The sequence below is a fragment of the Intrasporangium zincisolvens genome, from assembly GCF_034724055.1.
GTDB classification, from domain to species: Bacteria; Actinomycetota; Actinomycetes; order Actinomycetales; family Dermatophilaceae; genus Monashia; species Monashia zincisolvens.
Window position 1 is genome coordinate 13603 of record NZ_JAWIIL010000016.1, and the last position, 26395, is coordinate 39997.

The window sequence follows — 26395 nt, forward strand, 5'->3', positions numbered from 1 at the left end:
CGGACAGGACATGGACGAGCCACTGCTGCGCGACGCCGTGCGACGAGGCCGGTCGGGCGATCCCGACGCGGTGGAGGCCGTGCTGGCCGAGTTCCGGCCCCGCATCCACCGCTACTGCGTCACGCGCCTCGGCGACGAGCTCGCCGAGGACGTCACCCAGGAAGCCTGTCTCGCCCTGGCCCACGCCCTGCCCGGCTACGAGGAGCGCGGGGTCCCCTTCAGCAGCTTCGTCTTCGGCATCGCCGCGAACAAGGTCTCGATGGCCCGGCGCTCGCTGGCCCGGGCCCGCGAGTTCGCCGGCGTCGTGCCCGACGCCGCATCGGCCGAGCCGACGCCGGAGCAGCGTGCCGTCACCGGCGATGACCTGTCCCGGGCACTGGCACCGCTCGGCGGGCTGCCCGAGCGCCAGCGCGAGATCCTGCTGCTCCGCGTGGTCGACGGCCTGTCCGCCGACGAGGTGGCAGGCCTGCTCGGCATGACCCCGACCGCCGTCCGCGTGGCTCAGCACCGCGCCCTGCGCGCCCTGCGCCGACGACTCGAGGAGGACACGTCATGACCCGTCCCGAGCCGTTCGCCTCGGTCCGTGCCGACGACCTCCTCCTCGACAGCCTCGCCGCTCACCGGGATCCGAGGTCGAGCCCCGACGACCGTGCCGCCGAGGCGCTCCTGCGCCTGGCTCGTGCCGCCGACGCCGCCGCCGGCATCGCTGCACCCATGACCGGGTCGGCGACCGGGCCGTCGACCGGAACCGACTCGCGCACAACGGCGCTCGCGGTGGATGCGCCACGTCCGTCCGCTTCGACCCGGAGGCAGCGTCACGCGGTCCTCGCCTCGCGGCTCCTCGTCGCAGCCGCCGCGTCGGTCGCGCTCGGGCTCGTCCCCGCTGCGCACGACACCCGGCCGCCGCTGCCGTCGCCCGTGCTGCCGGCCGCGCCCGTGGCGCTCGTCCGCGCGCAGGCCCTCGTCGCGGAGGCCCAAGGGCTCGTCGCGCCCCCCGACGCCGAGCCGACGACCGCGGGCCTCGACCGTGCCGAGTCGCTGCTCGCCGAGGCCTCCGACGTGCTCGACGGGGTGCGCGACCCCGTGGGCGGCACCTTGGGGGTCGACGCCGTGCGCGCCCGACTGGCCGGGGTGGCCGGCGCCCTGGCGGCGGCGCGCCACCGGCTCGACTCCCCCGTCGGCGTCGTCGAGTCACTCGGCGGTGCCGGCGCCGTCGCCCCGACCACCCCGGTCGCGGCCGACCGGGGCTCGACGCGCCACGGCGGCGCGAGCGGCACCACCTCGTCCGTCACGAGGCCGGCCGGTTCGGGTTCACGCCACGACGGGCGTGACGACTCGCGCGACGACGACGGCGGTGAGGAGTCCGGGACGGTTCCGGTCCGCACGAACACGAGCGGGAGCACGAGTGGTCACGACGCGTCAGACGCGTCCGGCTCCGGGCACCAGTCCGGCACCGACCGCTCCAGCGAAGGCGGCGGGGACGACGACCCCGAGTCCGACGACTCCGGGTCAGGCACCGGCTCCGACGACGGCACCGGGGACGACTCCCACGAAGGCTCCGGGGACCGGTCCGGCGACGGGTCGGGCACTCGGTCCGATGACGGTTCGCACAGCGGATCCGGCTCCGGCTCAACCGGACCCGGCTCGGGCGACGAGGACCCTGACACCGACTGACACCGACTGACACCGACTGACACCGACTGACACCGACTGACACCGACTGACACCGACTGACACCGACTGGCACCGACCGGCACCGACCGGCACCGTCGGTGCCGTCGACGAGTCAGGTCACGGTGCGGAGGCGGCGGCGCCCTCGTCGTGCACAGGGGTCGCCCGCGGGGTGGGCTGCGGCATCGGTCGCCTGCCGTCGAGGGGCAGGCGCACCTCGAAGCGGCAACCGACCGGAGGGCGGGGGCCCTCGACGGGCTCGGTTCCGCCGTGGGCCGTCGCGTCGCCGCGGGCGCCGTCGGCACCGATGTTGGCCACGGTCACGGTGCCGCCGTAGGCCCCGACCACGGCCGACACGATCGCCAGTCCCAGCCCGGCTCCGGCCGTGCCGGTGGGTGTGCGGGCCGGCGACCCGCGGAAGCCCGCCTCGAACACGCGCGGGAGCACGTCGTCGGCGATGCCGCCGCACGCGTCCGACACGGCGAGCACCGCGTCCGGGCCGTCGACGGCGAGGTCGACCCGCACCGTGCTGCCCCGGGCGGTGTGCCGCACGGCGTTGGCGACGAGGTTGTCGACGACCCGGGTGACGTCGCGGGCGTCGAGGTCGGCGGTCGGCGTGCCCGACGTGGTGCCGACCACCGACACCCCGACCCGCGCCGCCACCGGGCGGGCCGCGGCGACGACGTCGGAGACGACGTCCGACAGGTCGACGAGCGCCCGGTCGCGCGCGACGTCGCCGGCGGTGATCCGCGACAGGTCGAGCAGGTCGCCGACCATGGCGTCGAGCCGGGCGATCTCGCGGCGCAGCTGGGCGAAGGCCTGCTCCGGGTCGGGGGCCACGCCGTCCTCGAGGGCGTCGGCCAGCGCCCGGATCGCGGCGAGCGGGCTGCGCAGGTCGTGCGAGACCCACGCGACGAGCTCGCGCCGGCGCTCCTCCATCGCCTGGTCGCGCAGCCGGGCCTCCTCGGCGCGCGACATGGCGCGGCCGAGGTGCTGGACGTGCCGGGCGACGGCCCAGCCGGCCGCGACCGCGACGGGGACCGTCGCGAGCAGGCTGATGAGGACGAGTGCCGAGTCGTGCTCGGACAGCAGCATCGCCCGCGAGCCGGCGTAGATGCCGGCGCCGACGGCGAGGACGACGACGAGCGGGGTGGCGAGGGCCGCCGCAACGGCCGCTCGCAGGGTCGGGCGTCGGGTGGCGAAGCGGACGACGAGGACCCCTGCGACCCCCACGACGGTCGCGACCCCGGCGGAGACGAGGACAGCCTGCGCGCCGGCCGCATCCATCACCGGCCTCCCGCTGCTTCCGGGGCCGCGGCGTCGCCGGGGAGCCCCGGCGTCGACGGGCTGGCCGGCGGCGCCGGGTCCCACCTGTAGCCGACGCCGAAGACGGTCACGAGGCGCCGCGGCGCGCTCGGGTCGGCCTCGACCTTCTCGCGCACCCGGCGGACGTGGACCGTCACCGTGGACTCGTCGCCGAACTCCCAGCCCCACACCGACCGCATGAGGTCGGTGCGGGTGAAGACGCGTCCCGGATGCCCGACGAACCAGGCGAGCAGGTCGAACTCGCGGGTGGTCAGGGCCGTCTCGGCGCCGCCGAGGTGCACCCGGCGGCCGGCGCCGTCGACGGTGAGGTCGCCGTCGACGAGGAGCTCCGCCCGCACCGTCCCGCCCGGGTCGGCCGCGGCCGTGGCGGCGGGCGCGTCCGCGCCCCGGGCGCGACGCAGGATCGACTGCACCCGGAGCGCGAGCTCTCGGGGGCTGAACGGCTTGGTGACGTAGTCGTCGGCGCCGAGCTCGAGGCCGGCGATCCGGTCGTGCTCCTCCCCGTGCGCGGTGAGCATGACGACCGGCAGGTCAGGGTGAAGCCGGCGCACCCGACGACACACCTCGAGGCCGTCCAGCCCCGGCAGCATGACGTCGAGCAGCACGAGGTCGGGTCGCCGACGCGCGACCGACGCCACGGCGTCCAGACCGTCGACGACCACCTCGACGCCCAGGCCCGCACGCTCGAGGTAGGCCGCGACGACGCCGGACACGGTCGTGTCGTCCTCCACGACGAGCACGGTCTCCACGGGCTCAGGATAGGTCGCCCGCAGCGTCGTGCACGCGTTCGACGGCCCCGGGGCGGGCCACGTCAGCACCTCGTAAGGACGCCGTAACGACGACGTCATGGAGTGCGTACACCGACCAGGGCTTCAATCGTGGAGAACCCGGTCGACCGACCGGCACACGAGGAGAAACCATGAAGCAGAAGCGAGTCCGTAACCTGGTCGCGGCGGCGTCGGTCGTTCTCGCCGGCGGGGCGGCGATGGCCACGATCGCCGCTGCCCCAGCGTCCGCCGGGGTCTCCGGACCGGCCTTCTACGTCGACCACGTGCTCTACCGGACGGTGGCGACGCCCACCGACCTGTCCGGCACCGGGGCCCCCGAGAGCAGCTACGACACGATCTACAGCTTCGGCGCCCTCCAGCGCAGCGTGGCCACCTCGGCGCCCGGCTACCGCGACTTCAACGGTGGACGGTGGGCCGTGCACGCGGTCACGGCCCCCCACGGCTATGCCGCCGCCGTCGCCTCCGGAGACCTCGACGGCAACGGCGTCATCGACGCGACGAACGAGGTCGTCGCCGCCCTGACCGCAGGGGACCTCGTCGACACCGGCGTCGTCAAGCGGTTCGTGTGCACCGTCAACCGGGTGCCGGCCTCTCAGTCCTGAGCACCTTCAGCCGCGGTCCGGGAGATGCAGGAGGGCCCGCTCGACGTCGGACGTCGAGCGGGCCCTTCACCCTCCCAGGTGAATCCGCGTCAGCGGAGCGGGTTGAACGGACGCAGCGCGTCCGGCGTGGCGCCCGTGACGATCTGCTCGGCGAGCAGGCGACCCGTGACCGGGCCGAGCGTGATGCCCCACATGCCGTGGCCACCGGCGACGAAGACCTTCGAGCTGCGCGTGGCACCGATGAGCGGCAGGCCGTCGATGGTGCAGGGGCGCGAGCCGACCCACTCGTCCTGGCGGTGGTCGAGGTCGGCGCCCTTGAGCAGCGGGCGGGCCGACTCGACGATGGCACCGATGCGGCGCCGGTCGAGCGCGGCCTCGGGCTGGCGGAACTCCATCATGCCGGCGACGCGCAGGCGGTCGCCGACCGGCGTGCACGCGACGCGAGCGGCCGGGAAGTAGACCGGGCCGTTGGGCAGGTCCTCGACCTCGACGCTGAAGGAGTAGCCGCGACCGGCCTGCACGACCCGCTTGACGCCGAACTCCCGCGCCAGCTTGCCGAGCCACGCGCCCGTGGCGACGACGACGGAGTCGTACTGCTCGGCCTGGCCGAAGTCGTTGGTGACGACGACGCCGGCGGCGGTGTCGGTGATGGCCGTGACGGCGCTGCCGGTGACGATCTTGCCGCCGCGGGCGGTCACCGAGTCGGCGAGCGCGGCCAGGTAGGCGCCCGGGTTGATGAAGCGCTGACCGTGCAGCACGATCGCGGCGCCGATCTGGTCGGACAGGGCCGGCTCGATGGCACGGGCCTCGTCGCCGGAGAGGACGTCGAAGGTGATGTCGCCGCCGGAGGCATGGATGTGCTCGATCTCCTCGAGCAGGGTCTGGCGCTCCTCGGCGGTGCGGTAGGCCGCCGTGAACGACTTCGCCTCGTACGTGTCGGCGTCGACGCCACCGGCCTTGAGCAGGTCGAAGCTCTGCAGGGAGAGGTCGTTGACCGGCACGAGCGCGCCCATGGCCTTCTTCCACGCCTTCATCGTGCTGTGGCGCGTGAAGCCGGTGACGAAGCGCAGGAAGTCGGGCCGCGCGCTCGGCGGCACGTAGACGGGCGAGCTCGGGCTGAAGACGGCGCGCAGGCCGTACTTGAGCACGGCCGGCTCGGGCAGCGGCGTTGCGATGCCCGGCGTCAGCCACCCGGCGTTGCCCCAGGACGCGCCGGCGGCGACGCCCTCGCGGTCGATGACGGTGACCTCGACGCCGCGCTCCTGGAGGAACCAGGCGGTGGCGAGCCCGACCATGCCGGCGCCGACGACGGCGACGCGCTCGGGGGCGCGGTGCGCCGACGGGACGGACGGGGTGGCCGGGGTGGCAGCAGCCATGGGGTCGACTCCTGGTCGTGATCGGTCGTGATCGGTGATCCGTGCTGGGTGGGCGCCGGTGGGGTGGCGCCCACGTCCATGGTGGGGCCGGTCGAGCAGGTGCCCGTGGTGCTAGGTCACCAAACTTCGAGCAGATCGTTGTGCGCCGGACACAATGACCGTGGCAACATGGAGCCATGGCCACGCCCCGCCGTGCCTCGACCCGCGCCGCCACCCGCACGTCATCGACGAGTTCGGTCGGCCTGCCCGTCGGGCAGCTCGTCGGCACCATCGGCGGCGGCCTGCTCACGGTCGTCGTCGATGCCGGCGGGCGCACCGTCGACGACGTGACGCTCGCCGAGCCCGGTTCCGGCGTCTTCGGCCAGGCCGGCGACCTCCTGCTCGGCGTCGGTGTCGACCGACCCGCCGACGCCGCCGCCCTCCTCCAGGGGGCCGCAGGCGTCGACGTCGGGGCCGTGGTGCTGCGACGCGCCGCGGCGCGCAACCAGCAGGTGCGTGCGGCCGCGAGGCGGCACGGCGTCACGCTCGTCGAGCTCGCCGACCACGCGTCGTGGGCCCACGTCGTGTGGCTGCTGCGCGGCGTGCTCGACCGGGCCGCGAGCGGTCCGGCGGTACGTGCCGAGGGTCCGGTGCTCGACGAGCTGTTCGCGCTGGCCGACGCGTGCGCCGCCCTCGTCGGCGGCCCGATCACCATCGAGGACACCCAGTCGCGCGTCCTCGCCTACTCCTCCACCCAGGCCGTCTCCGACCCGGCGCGCGTCTCGACGATCGTCGGCCGCCGCGTGCCCGACGAGGTCATCGCCTCGCTCCGCGGCCGTGGCGTCTTCCGACGCCTGGCTCGGTCCGACGAGCCGTTCTTCGTGCCGGCGGGCCGCGACCTCGGCGCGCGGCTCGTCGTACCGGTCCGCGCCGGCACCGAGTGGCTCGGATCGATCTGGGCGGTCGTCGACGACGAGCCGGCCGAGGCCGTGCGCCGATCGCTGACGCAGACCGCGTCGGTCGTGGCCCTGCACCTGCTCCGGCTGCGCTCGCAGGCCGACCTCGCGCGACGCGTCGCCGCCGACCGGGTGCGCGCCGTCCTCAGCGGCGACAGCCTCGAGGCCGAGGGCTGGTTGCCCCCGCCTCCGTGGCGGGTCGCCGTGCTGGCCGGCGCCCACGAGCAGCCGTCCGACACGGGCGCCTCGGGGGCCGGCTCGAGCTCCTCGGGAGCGACAGGCGCTGCGGACCGCGAGCTCGACGTGTGGGAGTCCGCTGCCCGGCGCCGGTCGTGGCGCCAGCCGCTCCTCGCGAGCTTCGACGGCGTCGCACTGGCCCTCGTCCGCGACGTTCCGGGCGACACGACCCCCGGCACGTGGGAGTGGCTGCTCGGCGTCGTCACCGAGGTCGCCGGCGTCACGCCCACCGCGACCGCGAGCGCCGGCGGGCGGGTCTCCCGCGTCGCGCAGCTCGACCGCTCACGGCGCGAGGCCACCGAGGTGCAGCGGCTGCGCGAGGCCGGGCGCGTCACGGGCACGACGGTCACGGTCGAGGACGCCTGGGCCGCGGTCACCAATGCCCGGGCGCTGAGCGGCATCTGGACCGAGGAGCTGCTCGGGCCGGTCGAGTCGCTGCGCCTGCACGACGAGGAGCACGGCACCGCCTACCTGTCCACGGTCGCCGCCTGGCTCGACCACCCCGGCGACCCGCGCGCCGCCGCCCGGGCGGTGCACGTGCACCCGAACACGCTGCGCTACCGGATGCAGCGGCTCTCCGACGTCGTGGACCTCGACCTCCACGACCCCGAGACGCGCCTGGCGCTGCGTCTGCAGCTGCGCGCCCTCGGCCACTGACGCGTCAGTCGCCGAGCTCGACGAGGCCGTCCGCGCCGACGCGGAAGTTCGGGTTGTGCACGAAGTCCCAGCGGAAGCCGTCGGGGTCGGCGACGCAGGCGCTCGTGCCACCCCACTCGCGCACGGCCGGCATCGTGACGCTCGTGGCCCCGGCCGCCACGGCGGCGTCATGGAGCCGAACGACGTCGGACGCGTCGGCGACGTTGTGCCCCAACGACATCGGGGGCGCCTGGGTGCCGTGGCCCACGTCGCCGTACTCGCTCGGCATCGACGTGACGTTCCACAGCGCAAGCAGCTGGCCCGGGGCGCACTGGACGAAGGCGATCTCGCCGGGCAGGTGCAGGACGGACCGGAAGCCGAGGCCGTCGACGTAGAAGGCGCGCGACGCCTCGACGTCGCGGACCCCGAGGGTGATGGCGCTGATGTCCGGAGTCGTCATCCCTCGACCCTAGGACGCACCACCGACGGCGCAGCGAACCTCAGCCCGGGACGGACCACCTGGCAGCGCCCGGGAAAAGTGAGGGAGGGGTACGACGAAGCACCCCTCCCCCGTGTCATCGACCGGTTCCCCCTGGTTCCGGCCGGTCAGTGCCCACCGCCGAGGAGCTCGCGGACCTCGGACTCGCGGTACCGGCGATGACCGCCGAGCGTGCGGATCGAGGTGAGCTTGCCGGCCTTGGCCCAGCGGGTGACCGTCTTCGGGTCCACCCGGAAGAGGGCCGCGACCTCAGCAGGCGTGAGCAGTTTTTCGGTGTCGTGCCGATCCTGAGTCGTCATTGTCATATCCCCACCACCCTGTCGCTAGGTGCAGCGACACGCATGCGCCCCAACCGGGGCTCAGTAAAGCAAGGGTAAAGTCTCGAGGCGCTGAATGGCAGTTAAACCCCGAAAAGTCTCAAATCGGCGCGCGATCCGGGGCGATGGTGTATACCACGCCAAGGTCACCACCGGGGCGATGAGCCTGCCTGTCACGTCGCCCAGGCGGCATCCTGTCGGGTCTCCGCGGCCGGTGGGGGCCGAGGCGTCGGGCGCGCGACGTGGCGTCCGTCACGTCTCAGCAGGGTTGAGCCACCGTCCCGCCGGCCACCGGCGTCGGAGCGCTGCCGCAGGCGCGTCATCGACGCGTGAGCCCCGTGTCATCCGCCCGTCACCCCGTCGTCCCCCCGCCGTCCCCGCGTCGCCGCCACGTCCTCTCGGAACGGTCGGCATCGGCGCCGTCGGAATGCGGGGTGGGCGCGGGCGCGATTTGCCTCACTCATGTAGCGTTAGCACCACGAGAACACACACATTCCCGGGACCGCTACGCAGACATCGACGAGCCATCCGGCTCTTCGAGGCGCGATGCCGTCCCGGCACGACGCACGAGGGGGTCACGCCATGGGGCGCGGCCGAGCCAAAGCCAAGCAGACCAAGGTCGCACGGCAGCTCAAGTACTACACACCCGACACGGACTTGAGCGCGCTGGAGCGTGAGCTGCACGGACCGTCGCAACGCGACGTCTCCAACCAGCCACAGTCCGTCGACGACGAGTACGACGAATACGGGAAGTGGGTCTCGGGCGAGCGCTGAGCTCGTCCTCCCTCTTCCGTCTGCACCTCGTGCGTCGGGTGTTCCCACCCGGCGCGCGATCAGTGCTGAGATCTAGTCAGCTGACACCCGCCGGCCGGCACCAGTGGCCGGGTCGCGTCTGAGTGACACCTGGATGCCCGCACACCCTTCATGGTGTGCGGGCTTCGTCATCCCCGGCGCACGCCGTGCCACCCTGCGTAGCCGTGTCGTCGGCCCCCGTCGGCGCCAAGCGGCGCCGCCGGACGTCAGGGCGCCGGGTGCTGCCCGACGACCTGCACGGCGCCACCGTCGACGCCCTTGGCGCCACGGACCACCTCGACGTCGCGCTCGAGCATGCCCGTCGAGACAGCGGACTCCTCCGTCGTCACCTCGCCGAGGCGCCAGGCGGTGATGCCCATGGCCCCGCTCAGCTCGATGGCGCGGTCGGCATGCGCCTCGGGCAGCACGGCCACGAACCCGACGCCCTGGTTGAGGGTGCGCTCGATGTCGGCCTGCGGCACCCGTCCGAGGTCCTGGACGGTGCGGAAGACCGCGGGCGGCGTCCACGTCGAGCGGTCGAGGCGGGCGAACGTGCCCGTGGGCAGGACGCGCGCCAGGTTGGCCGCGAGCCCGCCGCCGGTGACATGGCTCAGGGCGTGCATCTGCACCCCGTCGTCGCCGATGATCGACAGCAGCGGCTTGGTGTAGAGCCGGGTCGGCTCGAGCAGCTCCTCGCCGAGGGTGCGGCCGAAGTCGTCGACGTGCCGGTCGAGGGCCCAGCCCGCGCTCGCGACGACGCGGCGCACGAGGCTGTAGCCGTTGCTGTGCAGGCCGCTGCTCGCGAGGGCCACGACGACGTCGCCGTCCGCCACCCGCTGCGGGCCGAGCACGTCCGCGAACTCGACGACGCCGGTGGCCGCGCCCGCGACGTCGTACTCGTCGGGCTCGAGCAGGCCCGGGTGCTCGGCGGTCTCGCCGCCGACGAGGGCCACGCCCGCCTCCTCGCAGGCCCGGGCGATGCCGCCGACGATGGCGGCGATCCGCTCGGGCACGACCTTGCCCGTGGCGATGTAGTCGGTCATGAAGAGTGGCTCGGCCCCGCAGACCACGATGTCGTCGACGACCATGCCGACGAGGTCGAAGCCGATGGTGTCGTGCCGGTCGAGGGCCTGGGCGATCGCGACCTTGGTGCCGACGCCGTCGGTGCTCGTGGCGAGGATCGGCCGGGTCATGCGCGCGATGGCGCTCGCGTCGAACATGCCGGCGAAGCCGCCGAGCCCGCCGACCACCTCGGGTCGGGTCGCGCGACGGACCGACTCCTTCATCAGCTCGACGGCCTTGTCACCCGCCTCGACGTCGACACCGGCGGAGGCATACGTGATGGGGGCGTCGCTCACGCGCCCCAGCCTACCGGCGTGGCCGGGACGCTCTCCCGCACGTCTGTCGCTTGGCTATCGTGTGGTCGGATGACCCGCGCGTCGGACCTGCCGGCACCCCGTCCCCTTCCTTTCGGTTCGAGGTATTCGGTCGCGGTCCGGCGCGAGAAATCACCTCGACCCCCTGCACAGCACTCGGAGTCGAGGTGAACGGTCGCACTCCGGCGCGAGAAACTACCTCGACAGCGAGCAAGCAGTGGCCAGCCCGAGAGCCACCTGGGCCAGGAACTCGTCCTCATGACACCGAAGTCCCACGAGGTCGATCCGTAGGACGCGGTCACCGCCGAGGACCACGGCGTTGCGCGTGAGGTTGTCGACGCTGACGGCAAGCCCCTCGCGGTGCTGCATCCCGTCGATCTCGACGACGAGGTCGAAGCGGTCCCACCGCACGTCGAGGTACATGCGACCCCGCGGTTCGCGCCGCAGCACCTGCCGTGACGGCTCGGGCATCCGGCGGGCGCGGCAGAGTCGCGCGAAGTCGAGCTCGCCGAGCGACTCCACCCCGAGCGTGATGTCGCGAACCACACCGCGGATGAAGCCTCGCCGCCGTCGACCGAGGCATCGTCGCGAGGCCTCGAGCAACGCGTCGGGGGTGGTCAGGCGCTGCTGCACCGGCATCAGCAGCAGCAGGGCGGCCTGCCGGTCGCTCACGGCCCAGCCGGCGGCTCTGACGGCTGCGACGGCCGGGCGGGTGCGTGGGATGCCGACCTGGATGAGTTCGTCGTCGAGGCGTCGGATGACCTTGTGCACTCGTACGCCCTGGAGGCGAGGGATGTCGTGGGTGTGCCTCACTGACACGTGAAGGGTCGCCTCGTCGAAGCCGGTCATTCCGGCGGCCGACAACGAGGTGACCCCGTCGAGGACTGCGATGCGCTCGCCGACCTCCCAGAGGGCAGCCCAGGCCCGGGCTTGCGCCGGCAGCGGCCCACCATGGACCGCGACTGCCTGACGACCGAGCGTCGTCCAGCGCTCCGCGGCGACCTCGTTGCGGACGTGGTCATGGGTGATGCCGACGGCCCGCAGCTGTCGCCGTGACACGACGCCGCCCTGCTCGTCGGCGAGTCCGCGGGCCAGTGCGCGTCGTTCGGTGGCGTTCATGGCCCGAGGCTGTCGCCGGTGTGGGCTGTGCCGCAGGGTCCCGTCGCCCCGTTGTGGACGGGGGCGGCCGCCGCCGCGGGGATGTGGACGCTTCAGCCCCAACGGTTCGAGGTTCTGCGTCGCGTTCCCACGCGAGACCTCACCTCCAACCGTCTCGGCTGACTCGGTTCGAGGTAATCGGCCGCGGTAGGACGCGACGGATTACCTCGAACGGCCGAGGAGGGGGAGAGCTGGCGGCGGGTCAGGGGTGGCGCGTCAGGGGTGGTGCGTCAGGGGTGGCGCGTCAGGGGTGCTGGAGGGCATTCTCGCCGCCGGCGGAGACGCCGAGCGTGACGCCCTCGACGTCGACGGACCGGTCGTGGCCGGTGCGCACCGTCAGCGGGAGGGTCTCGAGCACGTGCTTGCCGATCTGGCCGTCCTCGGGCAGCTCGATCGGGTAGCGACCGGTGAAGCACGCCGTGCACAGCTGCTCGCGCGGCTGGTTCGTGGCCCCGATCATGCCCTCCTCGGAGATGTAGCCGAGCGAGTCGGCGCCGATCGAGGCGCGGATCTCCTCGGTGCCGAGGCCGGTGGCGATGAGCTCGGCGCGCGTGGCGAAGTCGATGCCGTAGAAGCACGGCCACTGCACGGGCGGCGAGGAGATGCGCACGTGGACCTCGGCGGCGCCGGCCTCGCGGAGCATCCGGATCTGGGCCCGCTGGGTGTTGCCGCGCACGATCGAGTCGTCGACGACGACGAGGCGCTTGCCGCGGATCGTGTGCTCGAGCGGGTTGAGCTTGAGCCGGATGCCGAGCTGGCGCAGCGTCTGCGACGGCTGGATGAACGTGCGTCCGACGTAGGCGTTCTTGACGAAGCCCTGCCCGAACGGGATGCCGGACTCCTGCGAGTAGCCCACGGCCGCAGGCACGCCCGACTCGGGCACACCGATGACGAGGTCGGCGTCGACGGAGTGCTCGCGGGCCAGGACGCGGCCCATCTCGACGCGCGCCTCGTGGACGACGCGTCCGCGGATGACCGCGTCGGGACGCGCGAGGTAGACGTACTCGAAGACGCAGCCCTTCGGCTGGGGCTCGGCGAACTTGTGCGAGCGCAGGCCGTTCTCGTCGATGGCGATGAGCTCGCCGGGCTCGACCTCGCGGATGACGGAAGCGCCGATCGTCTGCAGCGCGGCGGTCTCGGAGGCGACGACCCAGCCGCGCTCGAGACGACCGAGCGCGAGCGGGCGCACGCCCCACGGGTCGCGGGCGGCGTACAGCGTCTGCTCGTCCATGAAGACGAAGGAGAAGGCGCCGCGCAGCTTCGGCAGCAGCTCGAGGGCGGCCTGCTCGGGGGTGCGGTCCTCGTCGGCGGCGAGGAGCGTCGTGACGAGGGCGGTGTCGGAGGTGTTGCCCCGGGCGAGCTCGCCGGTGACGCGGGTGCCGCCGAAGTGCTCGTCGACGAGGGCGCGCAGCTCGACGGTGTTGATGAGGTTGCCGTTGTGGGCCAGGGCCAGCGTGCTGTGGCCCGTGCCGCCGAGGGTCGGCTGCGCGTTCTCCCACGTCGACCCGCCGGTCGTCGAGTAGCGCGTGTGGCCGATGGCGAGGTGACCGCGCAGCGAGCTGAGGGCGGTCTCGTCGAAGACCTGGCTCACGAGGCCCATGTCCTTGTAGACGAGGATCTTCTCGCCGTCGCCGGTGGCGATGCCCGCCGACTCCTGCCCCCGGTGCTGCAGCGCATAGAGCCCGAAGTACGTCAGCTTCGCGACGTCCTCTCCCGGGGCCCAGACGCCGAAGACCCCGCAGGCATCCTGCGGGCCCTTCTCGCCGGAGATGAGGTCATGGTTCAGTCGACCGTCGCCGCGTGCCACGGGCCCAGTGTCGCACAGGCCCGAGGGTCGTCCCGACGCGTCCCACCCCGGGCGCGCGCGCCACCCTCCCGAGCCCCGATGCGTCCCGCGCGGGCGCGCTAGTCGGCGGGTCGGTCCAGCGGGAGCGCGGCCAGGACCTCATAGCGGGGTCGACGGCCGCGGCCCTCGCCGAGGTGCGACTCGACGAGGACGACCTCGTCGGCCCGCCACGTCGGCCCCTCGTAGGCGTCGAACGCGCGCAGCCAGCGGGTGGCCTCGGCCGGACGCGGGAAGCGCCCGAGGGTGACGTGCGGGTGGAAGCGGGTGCCGTCAGGGGTGGCGCCGACGCCGTTCGCGGCGCCGCGGGTGGCCCTGGCCAGGGCGGTGAGGTCGCCGTGGAGCACCTCGACGCCCGCCCACAGCACCCTGGCCGCATAGGGGTTCGGGAAGACGCCGGCTCCCGACAGCCGCAGCACGAGCGGGTCACGCCGCGACGCGACGCCGGCCAGGGCGTCGGTGAGGTCGTCGAGGCTTCTCTCCGGGACCGCGCCGAGGAAGGCGAGCGTCACGTGCCACTGGTGCGGGTCGGTCCAGCGCAGCTCGGCCCCGGCCTCGCGGCGGGGCTCGACGTGGGAGGCGAGGTGCTCGAGGGCGTCGTCGGGCGGGACGAGCGCGACGAAGAGCCTCACGGCGCCGGGGCCCGGGAGCCCGACGTGTCGATGGCCGCCCCGGAGGCCAGCAGACCCTCGACGTCGGGCACGCCCCACGCGGTGAGCGCCGAACGGGTGTCGGCGCCGACCGGCGAGGGCGGGGTGGTCAGGGCGGCCGGCGTGCGGGAGAACCGGGGCGCCGGCGCCGGCTGCACGACGCCGTGGTGCTCGACGTACGTGCCGCGCGCGGCCAGGTGCGGGTGGGCCGGCGCCTCGGCGTAGGACAGCACCGGCTCGACGCAGGCGTCGGTGCCCTCGAAGAGGGCGGTCCACTCCTCGCGGGTGCGGGTGCGGAAGGTGTCGGCGAGCAGGGCGCGCAGCGCCGGCCACTCGCTCGGGTCCAGCCGGTTCGGCGCGGCGTCGGTGAGACCGAGCAGCTCGAGGAAGGTGTCGTAGAAACCCTGCTCGAGCGGGCCGACGGCCATCCAGCCGCCGTCGCTCGTCTCGTAGACGTCGTAGAACGGGGCGCCGGTGTCGAGGAGGTTGGTGCCGCGGCGGTCGCTCCAGAGCCCGGCGCCGACGAGGCCGAGGACGAGCGAGGAGACGTGTGCGGTGCCGTCGACGATCGCGGCGTCGACCACCTGCCCCTGCCCGCTCGCGCGTGCCTCGAGCAGGGCCGCGAGGACGCCCACGACGAGGTAGAGCGCGCCGCCGCCGAAGTCGCCGACGAGGTTGACCGGCACCTGCGGCGGGCCGCCCTCGCGGCCGATGGCGCCGAGCGCGCCGGTGATGGCGATGTAGCCGATGTCGTGGCCGGCGGCCTGCGCGAGCGGCCCGTCCTGGCCCCACCCGGTCATGCGCCCGTAGACGAGCCGGGGGTTGCGCTCGAGGCACGTGTCGGGGCCGAGGCCGAGTCGCTCGGCGACGCCGGGGCGGTAGCCCTCGACGAGCACGTCGGCCTGCTCGACGAGGTGCAGGGCGGTCGCGAGACCGTCGGGGTGCTTGAGGTCGAGCGCGACCGAGGGGCGGCCGCGTCGGAGCAGGTCGTGCTCGGGCTCGAGCGGCACCGGCAGCGGTGACAGCCCGGGGCGGTCGATGCGGATGACGTCGGCGCCGAGATCGGCGAGCAGCATCGCCGCGAACGGGGACGGGCCGATGCCGGCCAGCTCGACGACGCGGACGCCCGCGAGGGGACCTCCGCGCGGCGCCGGGCTCACGAGCGGTCGCGGCCCGTGCGGTCGAGCAGGAGCGCGATGATGCCGGCCAGGCCCGCGCCGAGGAACACCCCGAGGGCACCGAGGAAGAGGATCGCCGTGCCGACGTCGTAGGACTTCGTCACGGTGTAGCTCGGGCCGCCGGGCTCGCGCAGGCCGATGACGACGCCGATGACGAGCCCGACGAGGGCCCCGGTGACGAGGAAGCGCTTGAAGTTCGGGGTGCGGGGGACGTCGGGACTCACGGTCACAGCGTAAGCGAGCGCAGCGGCAGCAGGCCGTCCAGGTGGGCGCGCTGGCCGCTGGCGCGGACCCGGGCGGCGTCGACGGCGTCGTCCCACGACAGGTCGCCGACGGCGAGGCGGAGCCACGTGTCGGCGTCGGTCTCGATGACGTTGGGCGGGGTGCCGCGGCGGTGCACCGGGCCCTCGATGCACTGGGCCGCGCCGAACGGCGGCACGCGGACCTCGACGGTGCGGCCCGGGGCCACGGTGGCGAGCTCCTCGAGCGTGTAGCGCACGGCGGTGGCGAGGGTCTGGCGGTCGGCCGCGAAGTCGGCGGCGCGGCAGGCCTCCAGAGCGGCCCGACCGGCGTCGACCGGGGTGCGTCGGCGTGGCGGCATGCGCGGCAGCCTAGCCGCGCCCACCGACGCCCACCGACGCAGCCCGACGCAGCCCGACGCGTCGGCACGGTCGCCGGGCCCGCGCGTCAGCGCAGGCGCGGGATGACGTCGGAGACGACGGCGTCGAGCACCGAACGGTCGCCGCGATACGGCTCGGCGGCCCGCGGCCAGTGCGTGATGACATCGGTGAAGCCGAGATCGGCGGCGCGCCCCACAGCATCCTCGAACGCGTCGACGCTGCTCAGCGAGAACGTCGGCGCGCTGTCGAGGTTGAGGTAACGGTCGAGGCTGCCCGGTGCGCGGCCTGACCCCTCGAGCGTCTCCTCGACGACGCGGCAGTGGCCGGCGACGAGGGCCCACCACTCGGTGTCGGTGTCCGCGCTGCCGCCGTAGGTCATCCACGCATCGCCCCGGTGCACCGCGAGCCGTATGGACCGGGGGCCGTTGGCCGCGATGACGAGCGGCACCCGGTGGCCCTCGGCCAGGCCGCGCACCGGGCCGGGCCGCGTCTGCACGTCGCGCGCCGAGTAGAACCGGCCGTCGGCCGACACCCGGTCCTCGCGGAGCAGCCGGTCGAGCAGGTCGGTGAACTCGTGGAACCGGGCGACGCGCTCCTTGAGCGGCAGGTCGTCGCCGGTGATGCGCGAGTCGAGGTCGCCGCCCGTGCCGACGCCGAGCAGGAAGCGGCCGCCGGAGATGTCGTCGAGTGCGAGCACCTCGCGCATGAACTGCACCGGGTGGTGGTTGTTCGGCGAGGACACGAAGGTGCCGAGGCGCGCGTTCGAGGTGACGGCGGCCGCGGCGGCGAGGGTCGGCACGGCGGCGAACCACGGCGACTCTGGCAGACCGCCCCACGTGATGTGGTCGAAGGTCCAGAGGTGGTCGAAGCCCATCGCGTCGGCCTCGCGCCACATCGGCTGGGCGACGGACCAGGCGTGCTCGGGCAGGATCGCGAGACCGAAGCGCATGCTCCGACCGTAGTACCGAACGGGCGGTGTCCCCGAACCGTTGTCGCTGTCGGCGCCGGGTCGTAGCGTCGGGAGGACCACCCGGGGCGCACCGGGTGGCCCACGCGCCGCGAAGGAGCCGCCATGTCCAGCCTCGTCGTCCACTTCGAGATCCACGGCTCGGACCCTGCGGTCCTCGTCGACTTCTACGGCCGGCTGCTCGGCTGGTCCTTCCAGCAGTTCGGCGACATGCCGTACTGGTCCATCGACACCGGCGAGGAGGCGATGCGCCAGGGCGGGCCCGGCCACGGCATCAACGGCGGCCTGACCCAGCGCCAGGGCGCGAAGCCCGAGATCGGCGGGGCCGTCAACGGCGCCAACCTCGTCGTCGCGGTCGACGACGTCGACGGCCTCTTCGCCAAGGGCCTCGAGCTCGGTGGCACCGAGGCGCTCGCGCCGAACGACATGCAGGGCGTCGGTCGCCTCGCCTACCTCCACGACCCCGACGGCAACGTCTTCGGTCTCATCTCGCCGGTCATGTCCGACGGCACCACGGCGATGGGCTCCTGACTCCGGCGTCCTCCTAGGCTGGTCCGGTGACGACCGACCAGGGCCCCGACGCGCCTGCCGCCCCGACCTCCGAGGTGGCCACCGGTTCCGCACCGGCGCCGTGGGACGACGCATCGGTGCTCGCCGCGTCGACCGCGTGGTCGTGGGTGCCCGACTTCGCGCGCAGCGTCCGCACCGAGGAGTACCTCGTCGTCGCCTACCCCGAGACGTTCCTGACGCCGACGAGTGCCCGCGTGCTCGACGCGGTCGGCGCAGGTCGTGACCCACGTGACCTCGTCGACGAGGTCCACGCGGTGGCGCGTGACCTCGGCCGCGACCGGCTCTGGTGGATCGTGTCGGACACGACGCGCCCGGCTGGCCTCGAGGACGAGCTCCTGCGTCGTGGTGGCGCCGTCGTCGAGCGGTCGGACGTGCTCGCGTTCGACCTCTCCCAGGGCGAGGTACCCGACCTCGGGGTGCCCGGCGACGTCGCGGTGCGCCGCGTCGTCGACCGCGCCGACGTGCTCGAGGCGCTCCTCATCAGCCAGCTGGCCTTCGGCGGCAACGAGCCCGACGACGCCGAGGTCGACGTCAACGTCGCGGAGGTCGACACGGGCCTGGCCGACGACTCCGGCGGGAGGGTCCTCGCCACGGTCGACGGCCGCCCGGCGAGCACCGGCGGCTGGACCCTCGCCGGGTCGGTAGCCCGCTTCTGGGGCGCCGGCACCCACCCCGACCTGCGCGGGCGCGGCGCCTACCGCGCCGTCCTCCAGGCCCGGCTGCGCCACGTCCTCGACGCCGGGGCGACCCTCGCGCTGACGCACGGCCGGGTCGAGACGTCCTCGCCGATCCTGCGCTCGGTCGGCTTCCGCCGCTACGGCGAGCAGCGCCAGCTCGTCGTCGACCTCACGTGAGCCCCGCATGAGTGCGCGCGCCCGACGCGGCGGCCCGGCCCGCGCGACCCCCGAGGGCCCTGAGGGCGCCGCGACCGACGCCGGGCCCGCGAGCCACGTCTCTCTCGAGTGGGACGAGCGCGGGGGCGTCACCGTGCACATGGACGGCTCGCCGCAGTCGCACGTGCAGCCCGACGACCCGACCGTCCTCGTCTTCGAGTACGTCCAGCACCTCGGGCTCGTCCTCGACGCCCTCGCCCCCGAGCCACCGACGCCACTCGCCGTGACGCACGTCGGTGGCGCGGGGCTGACGCTGCCGCGCTACGTCGAGGCGACGCGTCCGGGCTCGCCGCAGATCGTCCTCGAGCCCGACGCCGCGCTCACCGCACTCGTCCGCGAGCAGGTGCCGCTCCCCCGGCGACACCGCATCCGGGTGCGGCCCGTCGACGGCCTCACCGGCGTCGCCGCGCTGCGCGACGCGTCGGCCGGGGTCGTCGTCACCGACGCCTACGCGGGCGGCCGCGTGCCCGGCGAGCTCGTCGGCGCCACGTACGCGACGCAGCTGGCGCGGGTGCTCGGCCCCGGTGGCGTCGCGCTGTGGAACCTCGCAGACGAGCCGGGCCTGCACTGGGTGTCCCGCGTCGTCGCGACGGTCCGCGAGGCGCTGCCCGAGGTCGCGCTCGTCGCGACGCACGAGGTGCTCAAGCGTCGACGCTTCGGCAACGTCGTGCTCGTCGCCTCGTCCGCGCCCCTGCCGGTCGACCGGCTGCGCCGCGACGTCGCCCGGGCAGCCCTGCCCACGGGGCTGCGCGTCGGGGACGAGCTCAATCGTCTCTGCGCCGGCGCGAAACCGTTCGGGGACAACGGGACCCGCAGCCCCGAGCCGCCTGACGCGTCCGGCTGGCGCGTCGTCTGAAGCGCGCGAGGGGGCGGCACCCGACCGGGCGCCACCCCCTCGCGGGAGAACGTGTCGACTAGCCGCCGAAGACCGCCGGCATCGTGAACTGGTGGGCCGAGCGCAGCTCGGTCACCGACACCGTGAGGAGGTCGGTGACCTCGACATCGCGGCCGCCGGTGACGCCGATGCGCACGTGCGGGACCTCGCCGAGCAGCTGCTCGAACTCGGCCGCGTGGCCGGCCGGGACTGCCACGAGGACGCGGGCCGTGGACTCGGAGAAGAGGGCCGTGAACGCGTCGAGGGGCTCGCCCTGCTCGGTCGCGCCGACGCGGTCGAGGCCGTCGACGGTGACGCCGACGCCGTGGCGCATCGCCATCTCGGCCAGGCCGATCGCGAGGCCACCCTCGGAGAGGTCGTGCGCGGCCTCGACGATGCCGGCCTGCGCGGCGCGGACGAGCGCCTCGCCGAGGGCCTGCTCGGCGGCGAGGTCGACCTTCGGCGGCAGGCCGCCGAGGTGCTTGTGCACGACGTGCGCCCACTCGGAGCCGTCGAGCTCGTCGCGGGTCGTGCCGAGGAGGTAGACGTGCGCGTCGTCGGAGCGGAAGCCCGAGCCGGAGCGCTTCGAGACGTCCTCCATGACCCCGAGCACGCCGATGACGGGCGTCGGGTGGATGGCGACGTCGCCGGTCTGGTTGTAGAACGACACGTTGCCGCCGGTGACCGGGATGCCGAGGGTCTTGCAGCCCTCGGCGATGCCGCGGATCGACTCGCGGAACTGCCACATGACGCCCGGGTCCTCCGGCGAGCCGAAGTTGAGGCAGTCGGTGACGGCGAGCGGCGCGGCGCCGGCCGTGGCGACGTTGCGGTAGGCCTCGGCCAGGGCGAGCTGGGCACCGGTGTACGGGTCGAGCTTGGCGAAGCGCCCGTTGCAGTCGGTCGCGACGGCGACGCCGCGGCCGGTCTCCTCGTCGACGCGGACCACGCCGGCGTCGTCGGGCTGCGCGAGCGCGGTGTTGCCGAGCACGTAGCGGTCGTACTGGTCGGTGACCCACGACTTGTCGCAGAGGTTCGGCGAGCCGAGGAGCGTCAGCAGCTGGGCGCGGATGTCGTCGCCGGACTCCGGGCGCTCGAGCGTCGCGGCCGAGTCGGCGTTGAGCGCGTCGAGGTAGTCGGGGCGGGCCAGCGGACGGTTGTACGTCGGGCCCTCGTGCGCCACCGAGCGGGGCGGCACGTCGACGATGACCTCGCCGTGCCACGTGATGACGAGGTGGTCGCCGTCGGTGACCTCGCCGACGACGGTGGCCTCGACGTCCCAGCGGTCGGTGATGGCCATGAACTCGTCGAGGTGCTTCGGCTCGACGACCGCCATCATCCGTTCCTGCGACTCGGACATGAGGATCTCGTGCGGCTCGAGCGTCGCGTCGCGCAGCGGCACGCGGTCGAGCTCGACGTGCATGCCGCCGTCGCCGTTGCTCGCGAGCTCGCTGGTGGCACAGGACAGCCCGGCACCGCCGAGGTCCTGGATGCCGTCGACGACCTTCGCCTTGTAGAGGTCGAGGCAGCACTCGATGAGCACCTTCTCGGCGAACGGGTCGCCGACCTGCACGGCGGGGCGCTTGGCCGGACCGCCGGCTTCGAACGTCTCGGACGCGAGGACCGAGACGCCGCCGATGCCGTCGCCACCGGTCTTGGCGCCGAAGAGGATGACCTTGTTGCCGACGCCGCTGGCCTTGGCCAGGTGGATGTCCTCGACGCGCATCGCGCCGACGCAGAGGGCGTTGACGAGCGGGTTGCCCTGGTAGCAGTCGTCGAAGACGACCTCGCCGCCGATGTTCGGCAGGCCGAGGCAGTTGCCGTAGCCGCCGACGCCCGCGATGACGCCCGGCAGGACGCGCTGGGTGTCGGGGTGGTGCAGGTTGCCGAAACGCAGCGGGTCCATGACGGCGATCGGGCGGGCGCCCATCGACATGATGTCGCGGACGATGCCGCCGACGCCGGTGGCCGCACCCTGGTAGGGCTCGACGTAGGACGGGTGGTTGTGCGACTCGACCTTGAACGTGACCGCCCAGCCGTCGCCGATGTCGACGACGCCGGCGTTCTCACCGATGCCGACGAGGAGCTTCTCGCGCATCTCGTCGGTGGTGTTCTCGCCCCAGAGCTTGAAGTGGACCTTGCTCGACTTGTACGAGCAGTGCTCGGACCACATGACCGAGTACATGGCCAGCTCGGCGATGGTGGGCCGGCGGCCGACGATCTCGCGGATGTTGGCGTACTCGTCGGACTTGAGGCCGAGCTCGGCCCATGGCTGCTCGACGTCGGGGGTGGCCGCCGCGTTCGCGACGGTGTCGAGGCCGGTCTCGGTGGTGGCGGCGGTGGCCGTGGCTGCGGTGTCGCTCATGCGGTGGCTGCGCTCTCGAGGGTGTGCTTGATCAGCGAGGTGAAGAAGGCCCGGCCGTCGAGGCTGGGGCCGTAGCCCTCCTCGATGCAGTGCTCGGGGTGCGGCATGAGGCCGACGACGTTGCCGCGCTTGTTCGTGATCCCGGCGATGTTGCGGTAGGACCCGTTGGGGTTGCGGCCCTCGGCGTCGGTGACGTAGCGGAACACGACGCGTCCGTCGCCCTCGAGCTTGTCGAGGGTCTTGTCGTCGGCGACGAAGCCGCCCTCGCCGTTCTTCAGGACGATGGTGATCTCCTGGCCGGCCTCGAACTCGCTGGTCCACGCGGTCGACGCGTTCTCGACGACGAGCCGGGTGTCGACGCAGTTGAACTTGCGGTGGTCGTTGCGGATCAGCGCGCCGGGGAGCAGGTGGCTCTCGGTGAGCACCTGGAAGCCGTTGCAGATGCCGAGGACCGGCAGGCCGCCCTTGGCGGCGGGGACGAGCGCGTCCATGACCGGCGCGAAGCGGGCGATGGCGCCGCAGCGCAGGTAGTCGCCGTAGGAGAACCCGCCGGGCAGGATGACGGCGTCGACACCCTTGAGGTCCGCGTCGCCGTGCCAGAGGGAGACCGCCTCGCCGCCGCACTCGCGCACGGCACGGGCCGCGTCACGGTCGTCGAGCGAGCCGGGGAAGGTGACGACGCCGACCTTCACCGCGCGTCGTCCTTCGACGCGTCGGCGCCGCCGGCATCCCCCGCGTCCGTGGCGTCCTCGAGGACCCGGACCGAGACGACGTCCTCGATGACGGGGTTCGACAGCAGCTTCTCGGCGGCCTCGCGGGCCGCGGCGAGGTGCTCCTCGGTGACGTCACCGTCGACCGTGAGGACGAACCGCTTGCCCTGACGGACGTCGGTGAACCCGTCGAAGCCGAGGCGCGGGAGTGCCCCGCCGACGGCTTGGCCCTGGGGGTCGAGGATCTCGGGCTTGAGCATGACGTCGACGACGATGCTTCCCATCGGTGATGGTTCTCCCTGTCTGGACGGGGTCAGGAGCGTCCGTTCGGACGGCCGAAGTCTATCGGCCCCCACACGTGCTCCGGACCGCGTCTCAGCGCGACTGCAGGGCGTCGAGGGCGACGGCCATCGCAGCGCCGACGCGCCAGTCGAGTCGGCGGCCGTCGGGCAGGGCCGGCAGGTCGACGTGGTAGACGTCGCGGACCCCGACGCGCTTGGTCGAGCTGAGGACCGTCTCGCCCTCCGGCGTGCGGAAGTCGAAGTGGAACAGCCACGGCACCGGGATGTCGCCGACGACCGGAACGACGTCCCAGATCCGGCGCAGGATGGCCACCTTGGCGTTGCGCTCGCTGCCGGTGCTCTCGAGGCCGGCGGCGTCGCGCAGGTGCCACGTGGAGCTGGCGAGCGAGGCCCCGAAGTTCTTCTTGAACCAGCCGATCGGCTGGCCGTTCGCGTCGACGACGTCGTAGCCCGAGCCGAGGTCGATGACCTTGCGGGCGCGGAACCCGAAGAGCGCGTGCGTCTTCGCGGCGTCGCTGAAGAAGGTCACCTCCTCCTTGAGCTTCATCCGCTTCTGCTCGGCGAAGCACAGCATCCCCAGCTCGGCGCCGGTGCCGTCGGAGCGGTGGATCTCGTACCGGTTGACCATCATCGTGACGCGCTGGCGCACGACGTAGTGATCGGTGTCGGGGGCGGGCTGCTCGGCGACGGGCTCGCTCATGCCGCCAGCGTGCCACAGCGCTCGCAGGCGGCGCCGTGACAGGCTGGCGCGGGTGACGACGACCGTGCGCCCGGCCTGCCCCGATGACCTGGCCGGCCTGCCGGCGCTCGAGGAGGCCTCCGACGAGGTGTTCGCCCGCCACGGCATCGGGCCGATCCCGCCGGTCGCCACGACGGCTGCGGAGCTCGCGCACGCCGCGCGGGTGCTCGTGGCCGAGGACGCATCGGGGGTCGTCGGGTTCGCGCGGCTCGAGGTCGTCGACGGCGAGGCGCACCTCGAGCAGCTGTCGGTGCTCCCCGACGCCACGGGCCGGGGCGTCGGGACCGCGCTGCTCGACGCGTCGGTCGCGTGGGCTGCGCGGGCGGGCCACGACGCCGTGACCCTCTGCACCTTCGCGGACGTGCGGTGGAACGGGCCGTTCTACGAGCGTCGCGGCTTCGAGACGCTGACCGACCTGACGCCGGGCCTGCAGGCACTCCGCGCGACCGAGCGACGCCTCGGCCTCGACGCGGTGGGCCGGCGCGTCGCGATGCGCCGCGGCGTCGGGCCGTGGGCGGTGCTCGAGGACCTGGCGCGCGGCCTGGTGGACGCGCTCGGCGACGTGCTCGTGGGCGTCTGGGTGCACGGCTCGCTCGTCGCCGGCGACTTCACCCCGGCCCGCAGCGACCTCGACGTGCTCGTGGCGCTGCGGCACGCGCCCGACGACAGGACGCTCGCTACGGTGGCACCGGTGCACGCGTCGGTCGAGGCACGCCACCCGGCCTGGGTCGGACGCGTCGAGGTGGAGACCGTCGGGATGGCGACGGTCGAGTCGCTCGCGGCCGGTGGCGAGCCCACAACGGGTCACGTCATCATGCGGATCAGCCCCGGCGAGGCCCTGCACCTGCTGCCGGCGACCCACCACCGGGTGCTGACGTGGGCCACGGTCCGCGAGCGGGGCCGGCCGCTCGTCGGCCCACCGGCCCGTGACGTGCTGCCTGCGGTGGCGCCGGAGCAGCTGCGCGAGGCCCTGCTGGCCCATGTGCGGGACTGGCCCACCTGGGTGGATGACATGCGGCCCGTGGGCGCGCAGTCCTACGCGGTGCTGTCGATGTGCCGGGCCTGGTGCGCGGTCGTCGAGGGCGAACAGCTGTCGAAACGGGCTGCAGCAGAACGGTTCTCGGCATCCCGGCCCGGGGACGCGGCCCTCGTGGACTGGGCCCGGGACTGGTGGTACGCCGACGGAGCGGACGACGACCCCGGCCGGTTCGAGCAGGTTCGGGAGCTCGTCGTGCGCATGAGCCGGGCGATCCTCGAGGCGGACACCGCCGCGTCGTGAGGCTCCGGCACCTCGACGCCGCCGGGCGGCTCAGGCGGGGGCGAGCCGGGCGTGCAGGTGCATGTCGTGCCAGCCGTCCGGGTGCAGCAGCGCCGACCGGCGGACGCCTTCGAGCTCGAACCCGTTCTTGACGGCGACGCGGCACGAGGGCTGGTTGTGGATCGAGTGCATCAGCTCGATGCGGTGCAGCCCGAGGGCGAAGAGCCAGTCCGTCACTGCGGTAAGGGCTCGGCCTGCGACGCCGCGCCCTCGGCCCTCCGGCAGCACCCAGTAGCCGACCTCGGCGATGCCCTCGTCGAGGTGCAGGACAGGGAGGCCGACCCGGCCGACCAGGGCTTCCGCCGCATCGACGACGGCCCACTCGGCGCCGGTCTCACGCTGCCACCTGGCGTGGGCCCGCCCGCGGATCCACTCGAGCGCCTCGGCGTGACTCAGCGACCGGCGGTGCCAGCGCTGGATGGCCGGGTCGGCGTACGCGCGGACGAGCGCGTCGGAGTCATCGTCGACGAAGGGGCGCAGCGTCAGACCACCACCCGCCTCGAGGGTCGGCTGGGCGACTGCGCTGAGCGATCCGGGCGCGACGGCGACAGGAAGGGCGGACATGACGGCATCCTCGCACCAGCCACCGACAACGATGTCATTGAGCGGGTTGCTCTGTGCTGCAGCCGAACTCGATGTGGACAACCTCTTGATGGGCGCGGGGCTCTCGCGTAGAATCGAACACGTGTTCGAACCTGCTGGCGTTGCCGAGACCGGGTCGGCCGACCGCCTCGGTGCGCTCACGGCAGCCCTGCAGGCGGAGCTGGCGACCCTCGGCGCCGAGGCGCCCAGTGACGCGTCGCTGGTTGACGCCCTGGCCGCCCTGGAGGTGGCCAAGGCCGCGTGCGCGGCGGCCCAGGCGCGCCTGACCGAGCGGTTCGTCGCCTCCCGCGCCGGGGAGGCGGCACAGCTGCGGGAGCGGGCACGCATCTGCGCCGACGCCGGTGACTTCGACGGGTGGGTGCTGGCCCGCGACCGGGCCCGCATCCTCGAGCTCGACCCCGAGGGTGCCACCGCCTGGCGCCCCGGTATGCGGCGAGGTGGGCGCTCCGACGCGGGCAGCAACGACGTGGACGCCGGCGCCGGGTCGCGGTCCTCGCGGCGTCTGATGCTGACGCGCACCGGGGTCGCGGCCGAGGTGGCCCTGGCCAGGCACGAGTCGCCCGCACGGGGGTCGCGCCTGGCGAACGCGTCGGTGGCGTTGGTGCGCCACCTGCCGCACACCCTGGACGCGTTGGCGGCCGGGGCCCTCAACGAGCGGCGCGCCGACCTCGTCGTCCGGGCCACCGGCCACCTCGAACCGGCGGTTCGGTCCAGGGTCGACGCCGAGGTCATCGGGACCAACCTCGATGTCGACGACCCGACTTCCGGGGTTGGCGGGTGGGGCGACCGCGAGCTGGAACGCCGCGTCCGGGCCTGCGCCGACCGGCTCGACGCCGAGGCGGCCGTCGCCCGAGCCCGCCTGGCCGAGTCCGAGCGGCGGGTCACGATCCGCCCCGTCCCGGACACCATGGCCCTGGTCACCGCGCTGCTCCCGGTCGCTCAGGCCGTCGCCGTCCACGCCGCCCTGACCCGCGCCGCGGCAACGGCCAAGGCCTCAAGCGACGCCCGGAGCAAGGGCCAGCTCATGGCCGACACCCTCGTCGAACGCGTCAC

At 73.7% G+C, this 26395-nt stretch carries 28 protein-coding genes; 10 read left to right on the forward strand and 18 right to left on the reverse strand.

The genetic code is table 11. The features are described from left to right. Window positions 1–10 precede the first annotated feature (10 nt). A complete protein-coding gene (locus RY076_RS23265; protein ID WP_323102342.1) occupies window positions 11–556 on the forward strand; it encodes a sigma-70 family RNA polymerase sigma factor in 546 nt (181 codons plus the stop codon). Next, window positions 553–1674: a hypothetical protein gene (locus RY076_RS23270; protein WP_323102344.1), complete on the forward strand. Its 1122-nt coding sequence runs from the start codon at window positions 553–555 to the stop codon at window positions 1672–1674. The genes RY076_RS23265 and RY076_RS23270 overlap by 4 nt, the downstream gene beginning before the upstream one ends. Window positions 1675–1791: 117 nt before the next feature. On the opposite strand, the gene RY076_RS23275 is transcribed toward RY076_RS23270, so the two are convergent. Beyond that, complete coding sequence (locus RY076_RS23275; protein ID WP_323102346.1) at window positions 1792–2958, reverse strand: sensor histidine kinase; 1167 nt, start codon at window positions 2956–2958, stop codon at window positions 1792–1794. After that, window positions 2958–3746 carry a response regulator transcription factor gene (locus RY076_RS23280; protein ID WP_323102348.1) on the reverse strand — a complete coding sequence of 263 codons (789 nt, stop codon included), beginning with the start codon at window positions 3744–3746 and terminating at the stop codon, window positions 2958–2960. Before RY076_RS23280 ends, RY076_RS23275 begins: the two co-directional genes overlap by 1 nt. A gap of 170 nt (window positions 3747–3916) precedes the next feature. On the opposite strand from RY076_RS23280, the gene RY076_RS23285 reads away from it, so the two are divergent. Continuing rightward, entirely contained in the window at window positions 3917–4387 is a 471-nt protein-coding gene (locus RY076_RS23285; RefSeq protein ID WP_323102350.1) for a hypothetical protein, read from the forward strand. 89 nt (window positions 4388–4476) lie between these two features. On the opposite strand, the gene RY076_RS23290 is transcribed toward RY076_RS23285, so the two are convergent. Continuing rightward, entirely contained in the window at window positions 4477–5763 is a 1287-nt protein-coding gene (locus RY076_RS23290) for an NAD(P)/FAD-dependent oxidoreductase (protein WP_323102352.1), read from the reverse strand. Window positions 5764–5939: 176 nt separating this feature from the next. Here RY076_RS23290 and RY076_RS23295 point away from each other — a divergent pair, with 176 nt between their 5' ends. Beyond that, window positions 5940–7592 carry a PucR family transcriptional regulator gene (locus RY076_RS23295; protein ID WP_323102355.1) on the forward strand — a complete coding sequence of 551 codons (1653 nt, stop codon included), beginning with the start codon at window positions 5940–5942 and terminating at the stop codon, window positions 7590–7592. Window positions 7593–7596: 4 nt separating this feature from the next. Here RY076_RS23295 and RY076_RS23300 read toward each other — a convergent pair whose 3' ends face one another. Then, window positions 7597–8031, reverse strand: coding sequence for a VOC family protein (locus tag RY076_RS23300; protein ID WP_323102357.1), 435 nt, complete (start codon window positions 8029–8031; stop codon window positions 7597–7599). 146 nt (window positions 8032–8177) lie between these two features. Next, complete coding sequence (locus RY076_RS23305; protein ID WP_323102359.1) at window positions 8178–8369, reverse strand: BldC family transcriptional regulator; 192 nt, start codon at window positions 8367–8369, stop codon at window positions 8178–8180. Window positions 8370–8969: 600 nt separating this feature from the next. Between RY076_RS23305 and RY076_RS23310 the strand changes: the two genes are divergently transcribed. Beyond that, a complete protein-coding gene (locus RY076_RS23310; protein WP_323102362.1) occupies window positions 8970–9161 on the forward strand; it encodes a DUF3073 domain-containing protein in 192 nt (63 codons plus the stop codon). Window positions 9162–9406: 245 nt separating this feature from the next. On the opposite strand, the gene purM is transcribed toward RY076_RS23310, so the two are convergent. The 8 genes from purM to RY076_RS23350 all read right to left on the reverse strand — a co-directional run bounded on the left by purM (window position 9407) and on the right by RY076_RS23350 (window position 16953). Continuing rightward, on the reverse strand, window positions 9407–10537 hold the full coding sequence (gene purM / locus RY076_RS23315) for a phosphoribosylformylglycinamidine cyclo-ligase (RefSeq protein ID WP_323102364.1): 1131 nt from the start codon (window positions 10535–10537) through the stop codon (window positions 9407–9409). 213 nt (window positions 10538–10750) lie between these two features. Continuing rightward, a complete protein-coding gene (locus RY076_RS23320; protein ID WP_323102366.1) occupies window positions 10751–11674 on the reverse strand; it encodes a hypothetical protein in 924 nt (307 codons plus the stop codon). 283 nt (window positions 11675–11957) lie between these two features. After that, entirely contained in the window at window positions 11958–13520 is a 1563-nt protein-coding gene (gene purF, locus RY076_RS23325) for an amidophosphoribosyltransferase (protein ID WP_323102369.1), read from the reverse strand. A gap of 98 nt (window positions 13521–13618) precedes the next feature. Then, window positions 13619–14188, reverse strand: coding sequence for an RNA 2',3'-cyclic phosphodiesterase (thpR, locus tag RY076_RS23330; protein WP_323102370.1), 570 nt, complete (start codon window positions 14186–14188; stop codon window positions 13619–13621). Continuing rightward, on the reverse strand, window positions 14185–15366 hold the full coding sequence (locus tag RY076_RS23335; protein ID WP_323102372.1) for a CaiB/BaiF CoA transferase family protein: 1182 nt from the start codon (window positions 15364–15366) through the stop codon (window positions 14185–14187). Before RY076_RS23335 ends, thpR begins: the two co-directional genes overlap by 4 nt. Further along, window positions 15363–15608: a hypothetical protein gene (locus RY076_RS23340; RefSeq protein WP_323102374.1), complete on the reverse strand. Its 246-nt coding sequence runs from the start codon at window positions 15606–15608 to the stop codon at window positions 15363–15365. The genes RY076_RS23335 and RY076_RS23340 overlap by 4 nt, the downstream gene beginning before the upstream one ends. A 2-nt stretch (window positions 15609–15610) precedes the next feature. Next, window positions 15611–15985 (reverse strand): sterol carrier family protein, encoded by a 375-nt coding sequence (locus tag RY076_RS23345; RefSeq protein WP_323102376.1) that lies wholly within the window; start codon window positions 15983–15985, stop codon window positions 15611–15613. 86 nt (window positions 15986–16071) lie between these two features. Then, the gene (locus RY076_RS23350) at window positions 16072–16953 is read right to left on the reverse strand and encodes an LLM class flavin-dependent oxidoreductase (protein ID WP_323102378.1); all 882 of its coding nucleotides are present in this window, start codon (window positions 16951–16953) and stop codon (window positions 16072–16074) included. A gap of 123 nt (window positions 16954–17076) precedes the next feature. Here RY076_RS23350 and RY076_RS23355 point away from each other — a divergent pair, with 123 nt between their 5' ends. Genes RY076_RS23355 through RY076_RS23365 form a run of 3 tightly spaced genes read left to right on the forward strand, consistent with a single transcriptional unit; the run spans window position 17077 to window position 19290 of the window. Then, window positions 17077–17502 (forward strand): VOC family protein, encoded by a 426-nt coding sequence (locus tag RY076_RS23355; RefSeq protein WP_323102380.1) that lies wholly within the window; start codon window positions 17077–17079, stop codon window positions 17500–17502. Between the two features lie 26 nt (window positions 17503–17528). Continuing rightward, window positions 17529–18395, forward strand: a complete 867-nt coding sequence (locus RY076_RS23360) for a GNAT family N-acetyltransferase (protein ID WP_323102381.1) — start codon at window positions 17529–17531, stop codon at window positions 18393–18395. Window positions 18396–18402: 7 nt separating this feature from the next. Beyond that, window positions 18403–19290, forward strand: a complete 888-nt coding sequence (locus RY076_RS23365; RefSeq protein ID WP_323102384.1) for a spermidine synthase — start codon at window positions 18403–18405, stop codon at window positions 19288–19290. A gap of 58 nt (window positions 19291–19348) precedes the next feature. Here RY076_RS23365 and purL read toward each other — a convergent pair whose 3' ends face one another. From purL to RY076_RS23385, 4 genes are all read right to left on the reverse strand, one after another. Then, on the reverse strand, window positions 19349–21670 hold the full coding sequence (gene purL, locus RY076_RS23370; RefSeq protein WP_323102387.1) for a phosphoribosylformylglycinamidine synthase subunit PurL: 2322 nt from the start codon (window positions 21668–21670) through the stop codon (window positions 19349–19351). Then, a complete protein-coding gene (gene purQ / locus RY076_RS23375) occupies window positions 21667–22362 on the reverse strand; it encodes a phosphoribosylformylglycinamidine synthase subunit PurQ (RefSeq protein ID WP_323102388.1) in 696 nt (231 codons plus the stop codon). The genes purL and purQ overlap by 4 nt, the downstream gene beginning before the upstream one ends. Continuing rightward, entirely contained in the window at window positions 22359–22664 is a 306-nt protein-coding gene (purS, locus tag RY076_RS23380; protein ID WP_323102390.1) for a phosphoribosylformylglycinamidine synthase subunit PurS, read from the reverse strand. The genes purQ and purS overlap by 4 nt, the downstream gene beginning before the upstream one ends. A 91-nt stretch (window positions 22665–22755) precedes the next feature. Then, a complete protein-coding gene (locus RY076_RS23385) occupies window positions 22756–23382 on the reverse strand; it encodes an LURP-one-related/scramblase family protein (RefSeq protein WP_323102393.1) in 627 nt (208 codons plus the stop codon). Window positions 23383–23434: 52 nt separating this feature from the next. On the opposite strand from RY076_RS23385, the gene RY076_RS23390 reads away from it, so the two are divergent. After that, on the forward strand, window positions 23435–24700 hold the full coding sequence (locus RY076_RS23390; protein WP_323102395.1) for a GNAT family N-acetyltransferase: 1266 nt from the start codon (window positions 23435–23437) through the stop codon (window positions 24698–24700). A gap of 30 nt (window positions 24701–24730) precedes the next feature. Here the strand turns inward: RY076_RS23390 and RY076_RS23395 are convergent, their stop codons facing one another. Then, window positions 24731–25303 (reverse strand): GNAT family N-acetyltransferase, encoded by a 573-nt coding sequence (locus RY076_RS23395; protein WP_323102398.1) that lies wholly within the window; start codon window positions 25301–25303, stop codon window positions 24731–24733. 121 nt (window positions 25304–25424) lie between these two features. Between RY076_RS23395 and RY076_RS23400 the strand changes: the two genes are divergently transcribed. After that, on the forward strand, window positions 25425–26395 hold a 971-nt coding region (locus RY076_RS23400; RefSeq protein ID WP_323102400.1), incomplete at its 3' end, for a DUF222 domain-containing protein.

What these genes read in the sequence shown, in the direction of transcription:
- RY076_RS23265 (WP_323102342.1), top strand. Translation starts at nt 11, where the DNA reads ATGGACGAGCCACTGCTGCGCGACGCCGTGCGACGAGGCCGGTCGGGC.
- RY076_RS23270 (WP_323102344.1), top strand. Translation starts at nt 553, where the DNA reads ATGACCCGTCCCGAGCCGTTCGCCTCGGTCCGTGCCGACGACCTCCTC.
- RY076_RS23275 (WP_323102346.1), bottom strand. Translation starts at nt 2,958, where the DNA reads ATGGATGCGGCCGGCGCGCAGGCTGTCCTCGTCTCCGCCGGGGTCGCG.
- RY076_RS23285 (WP_323102350.1), top strand. Translation starts at nt 3,917, where the DNA reads ATGAAGCAGAAGCGAGTCCGTAACCTGGTCGCGGCGGCGTCGGTCGTT.
- RY076_RS23290 (WP_323102352.1), bottom strand. Translation starts at nt 5,763, where the DNA reads ATGGCTGCTGCCACCCCGGCCACCCCGTCCGTCCCGTCGGCGCACCGC.
- RY076_RS23295 (WP_323102355.1), top strand. Translation starts at nt 5,940, where the DNA reads ATGGCCACGCCCCGCCGTGCCTCGACCCGCGCCGCCACCCGCACGTCA.
- RY076_RS23300 (WP_323102357.1), bottom strand. Translation starts at nt 8,031, where the DNA reads ATGACGACTCCGGACATCAGCGCCATCACCCTCGGGGTCCGCGACGTC.
- RY076_RS23305 (WP_323102359.1), bottom strand. Translation starts at nt 8,369, where the DNA reads ATGACGACTCAGGATCGGCACGACACCGAAAAACTGCTCACGCCTGCT.
- RY076_RS23310 (WP_323102362.1), top strand. Translation starts at nt 8,970, where the DNA reads ATGGGGCGCGGCCGAGCCAAAGCCAAGCAGACCAAGGTCGCACGGCAG.
- RY076_RS23320 (WP_323102366.1), bottom strand. Translation starts at nt 11,674, where the DNA reads ATGAACGCCACCGAACGACGCGCACTGGCCCGCGGACTCGCCGACGAG.
- RY076_RS23345 (WP_323102376.1), bottom strand. Translation starts at nt 15,985, where the DNA reads ATGCCGCCACGCCGACGCACCCCGGTCGACGCCGGTCGGGCCGCTCTG.
- RY076_RS23350 (WP_323102378.1), bottom strand. Translation starts at nt 16,953, where the DNA reads ATGCGCTTCGGTCTCGCGATCCTGCCCGAGCACGCCTGGTCCGTCGCC.
- RY076_RS23355 (WP_323102380.1), top strand. Translation starts at nt 17,077, where the DNA reads ATGTCCAGCCTCGTCGTCCACTTCGAGATCCACGGCTCGGACCCTGCG.
- RY076_RS23365 (WP_323102384.1), top strand. Translation starts at nt 18,403, where the DNA reads ATGAGTGCGCGCGCCCGACGCGGCGGCCCGGCCCGCGCGACCCCCGAG.
- purL (WP_323102387.1), bottom strand. Translation starts at nt 21,670, where the DNA reads ATGAGCGACACCGCAGCCACGGCCACCGCCGCCACCACCGAGACCGGC.
- purS (WP_323102390.1), bottom strand. Translation starts at nt 22,664, where the DNA reads ATGGGAAGCATCGTCGTCGACGTCATGCTCAAGCCCGAGATCCTCGAC.
- RY076_RS23385 (WP_323102393.1), bottom strand. Translation starts at nt 23,382, where the DNA reads ATGAGCGAGCCCGTCGCCGAGCAGCCCGCCCCCGACACCGATCACTAC.
- RY076_RS23395 (WP_323102398.1), bottom strand. Translation starts at nt 25,303, where the DNA reads ATGTCCGCCCTTCCTGTCGCCGTCGCGCCCGGATCGCTCAGCGCAGTC.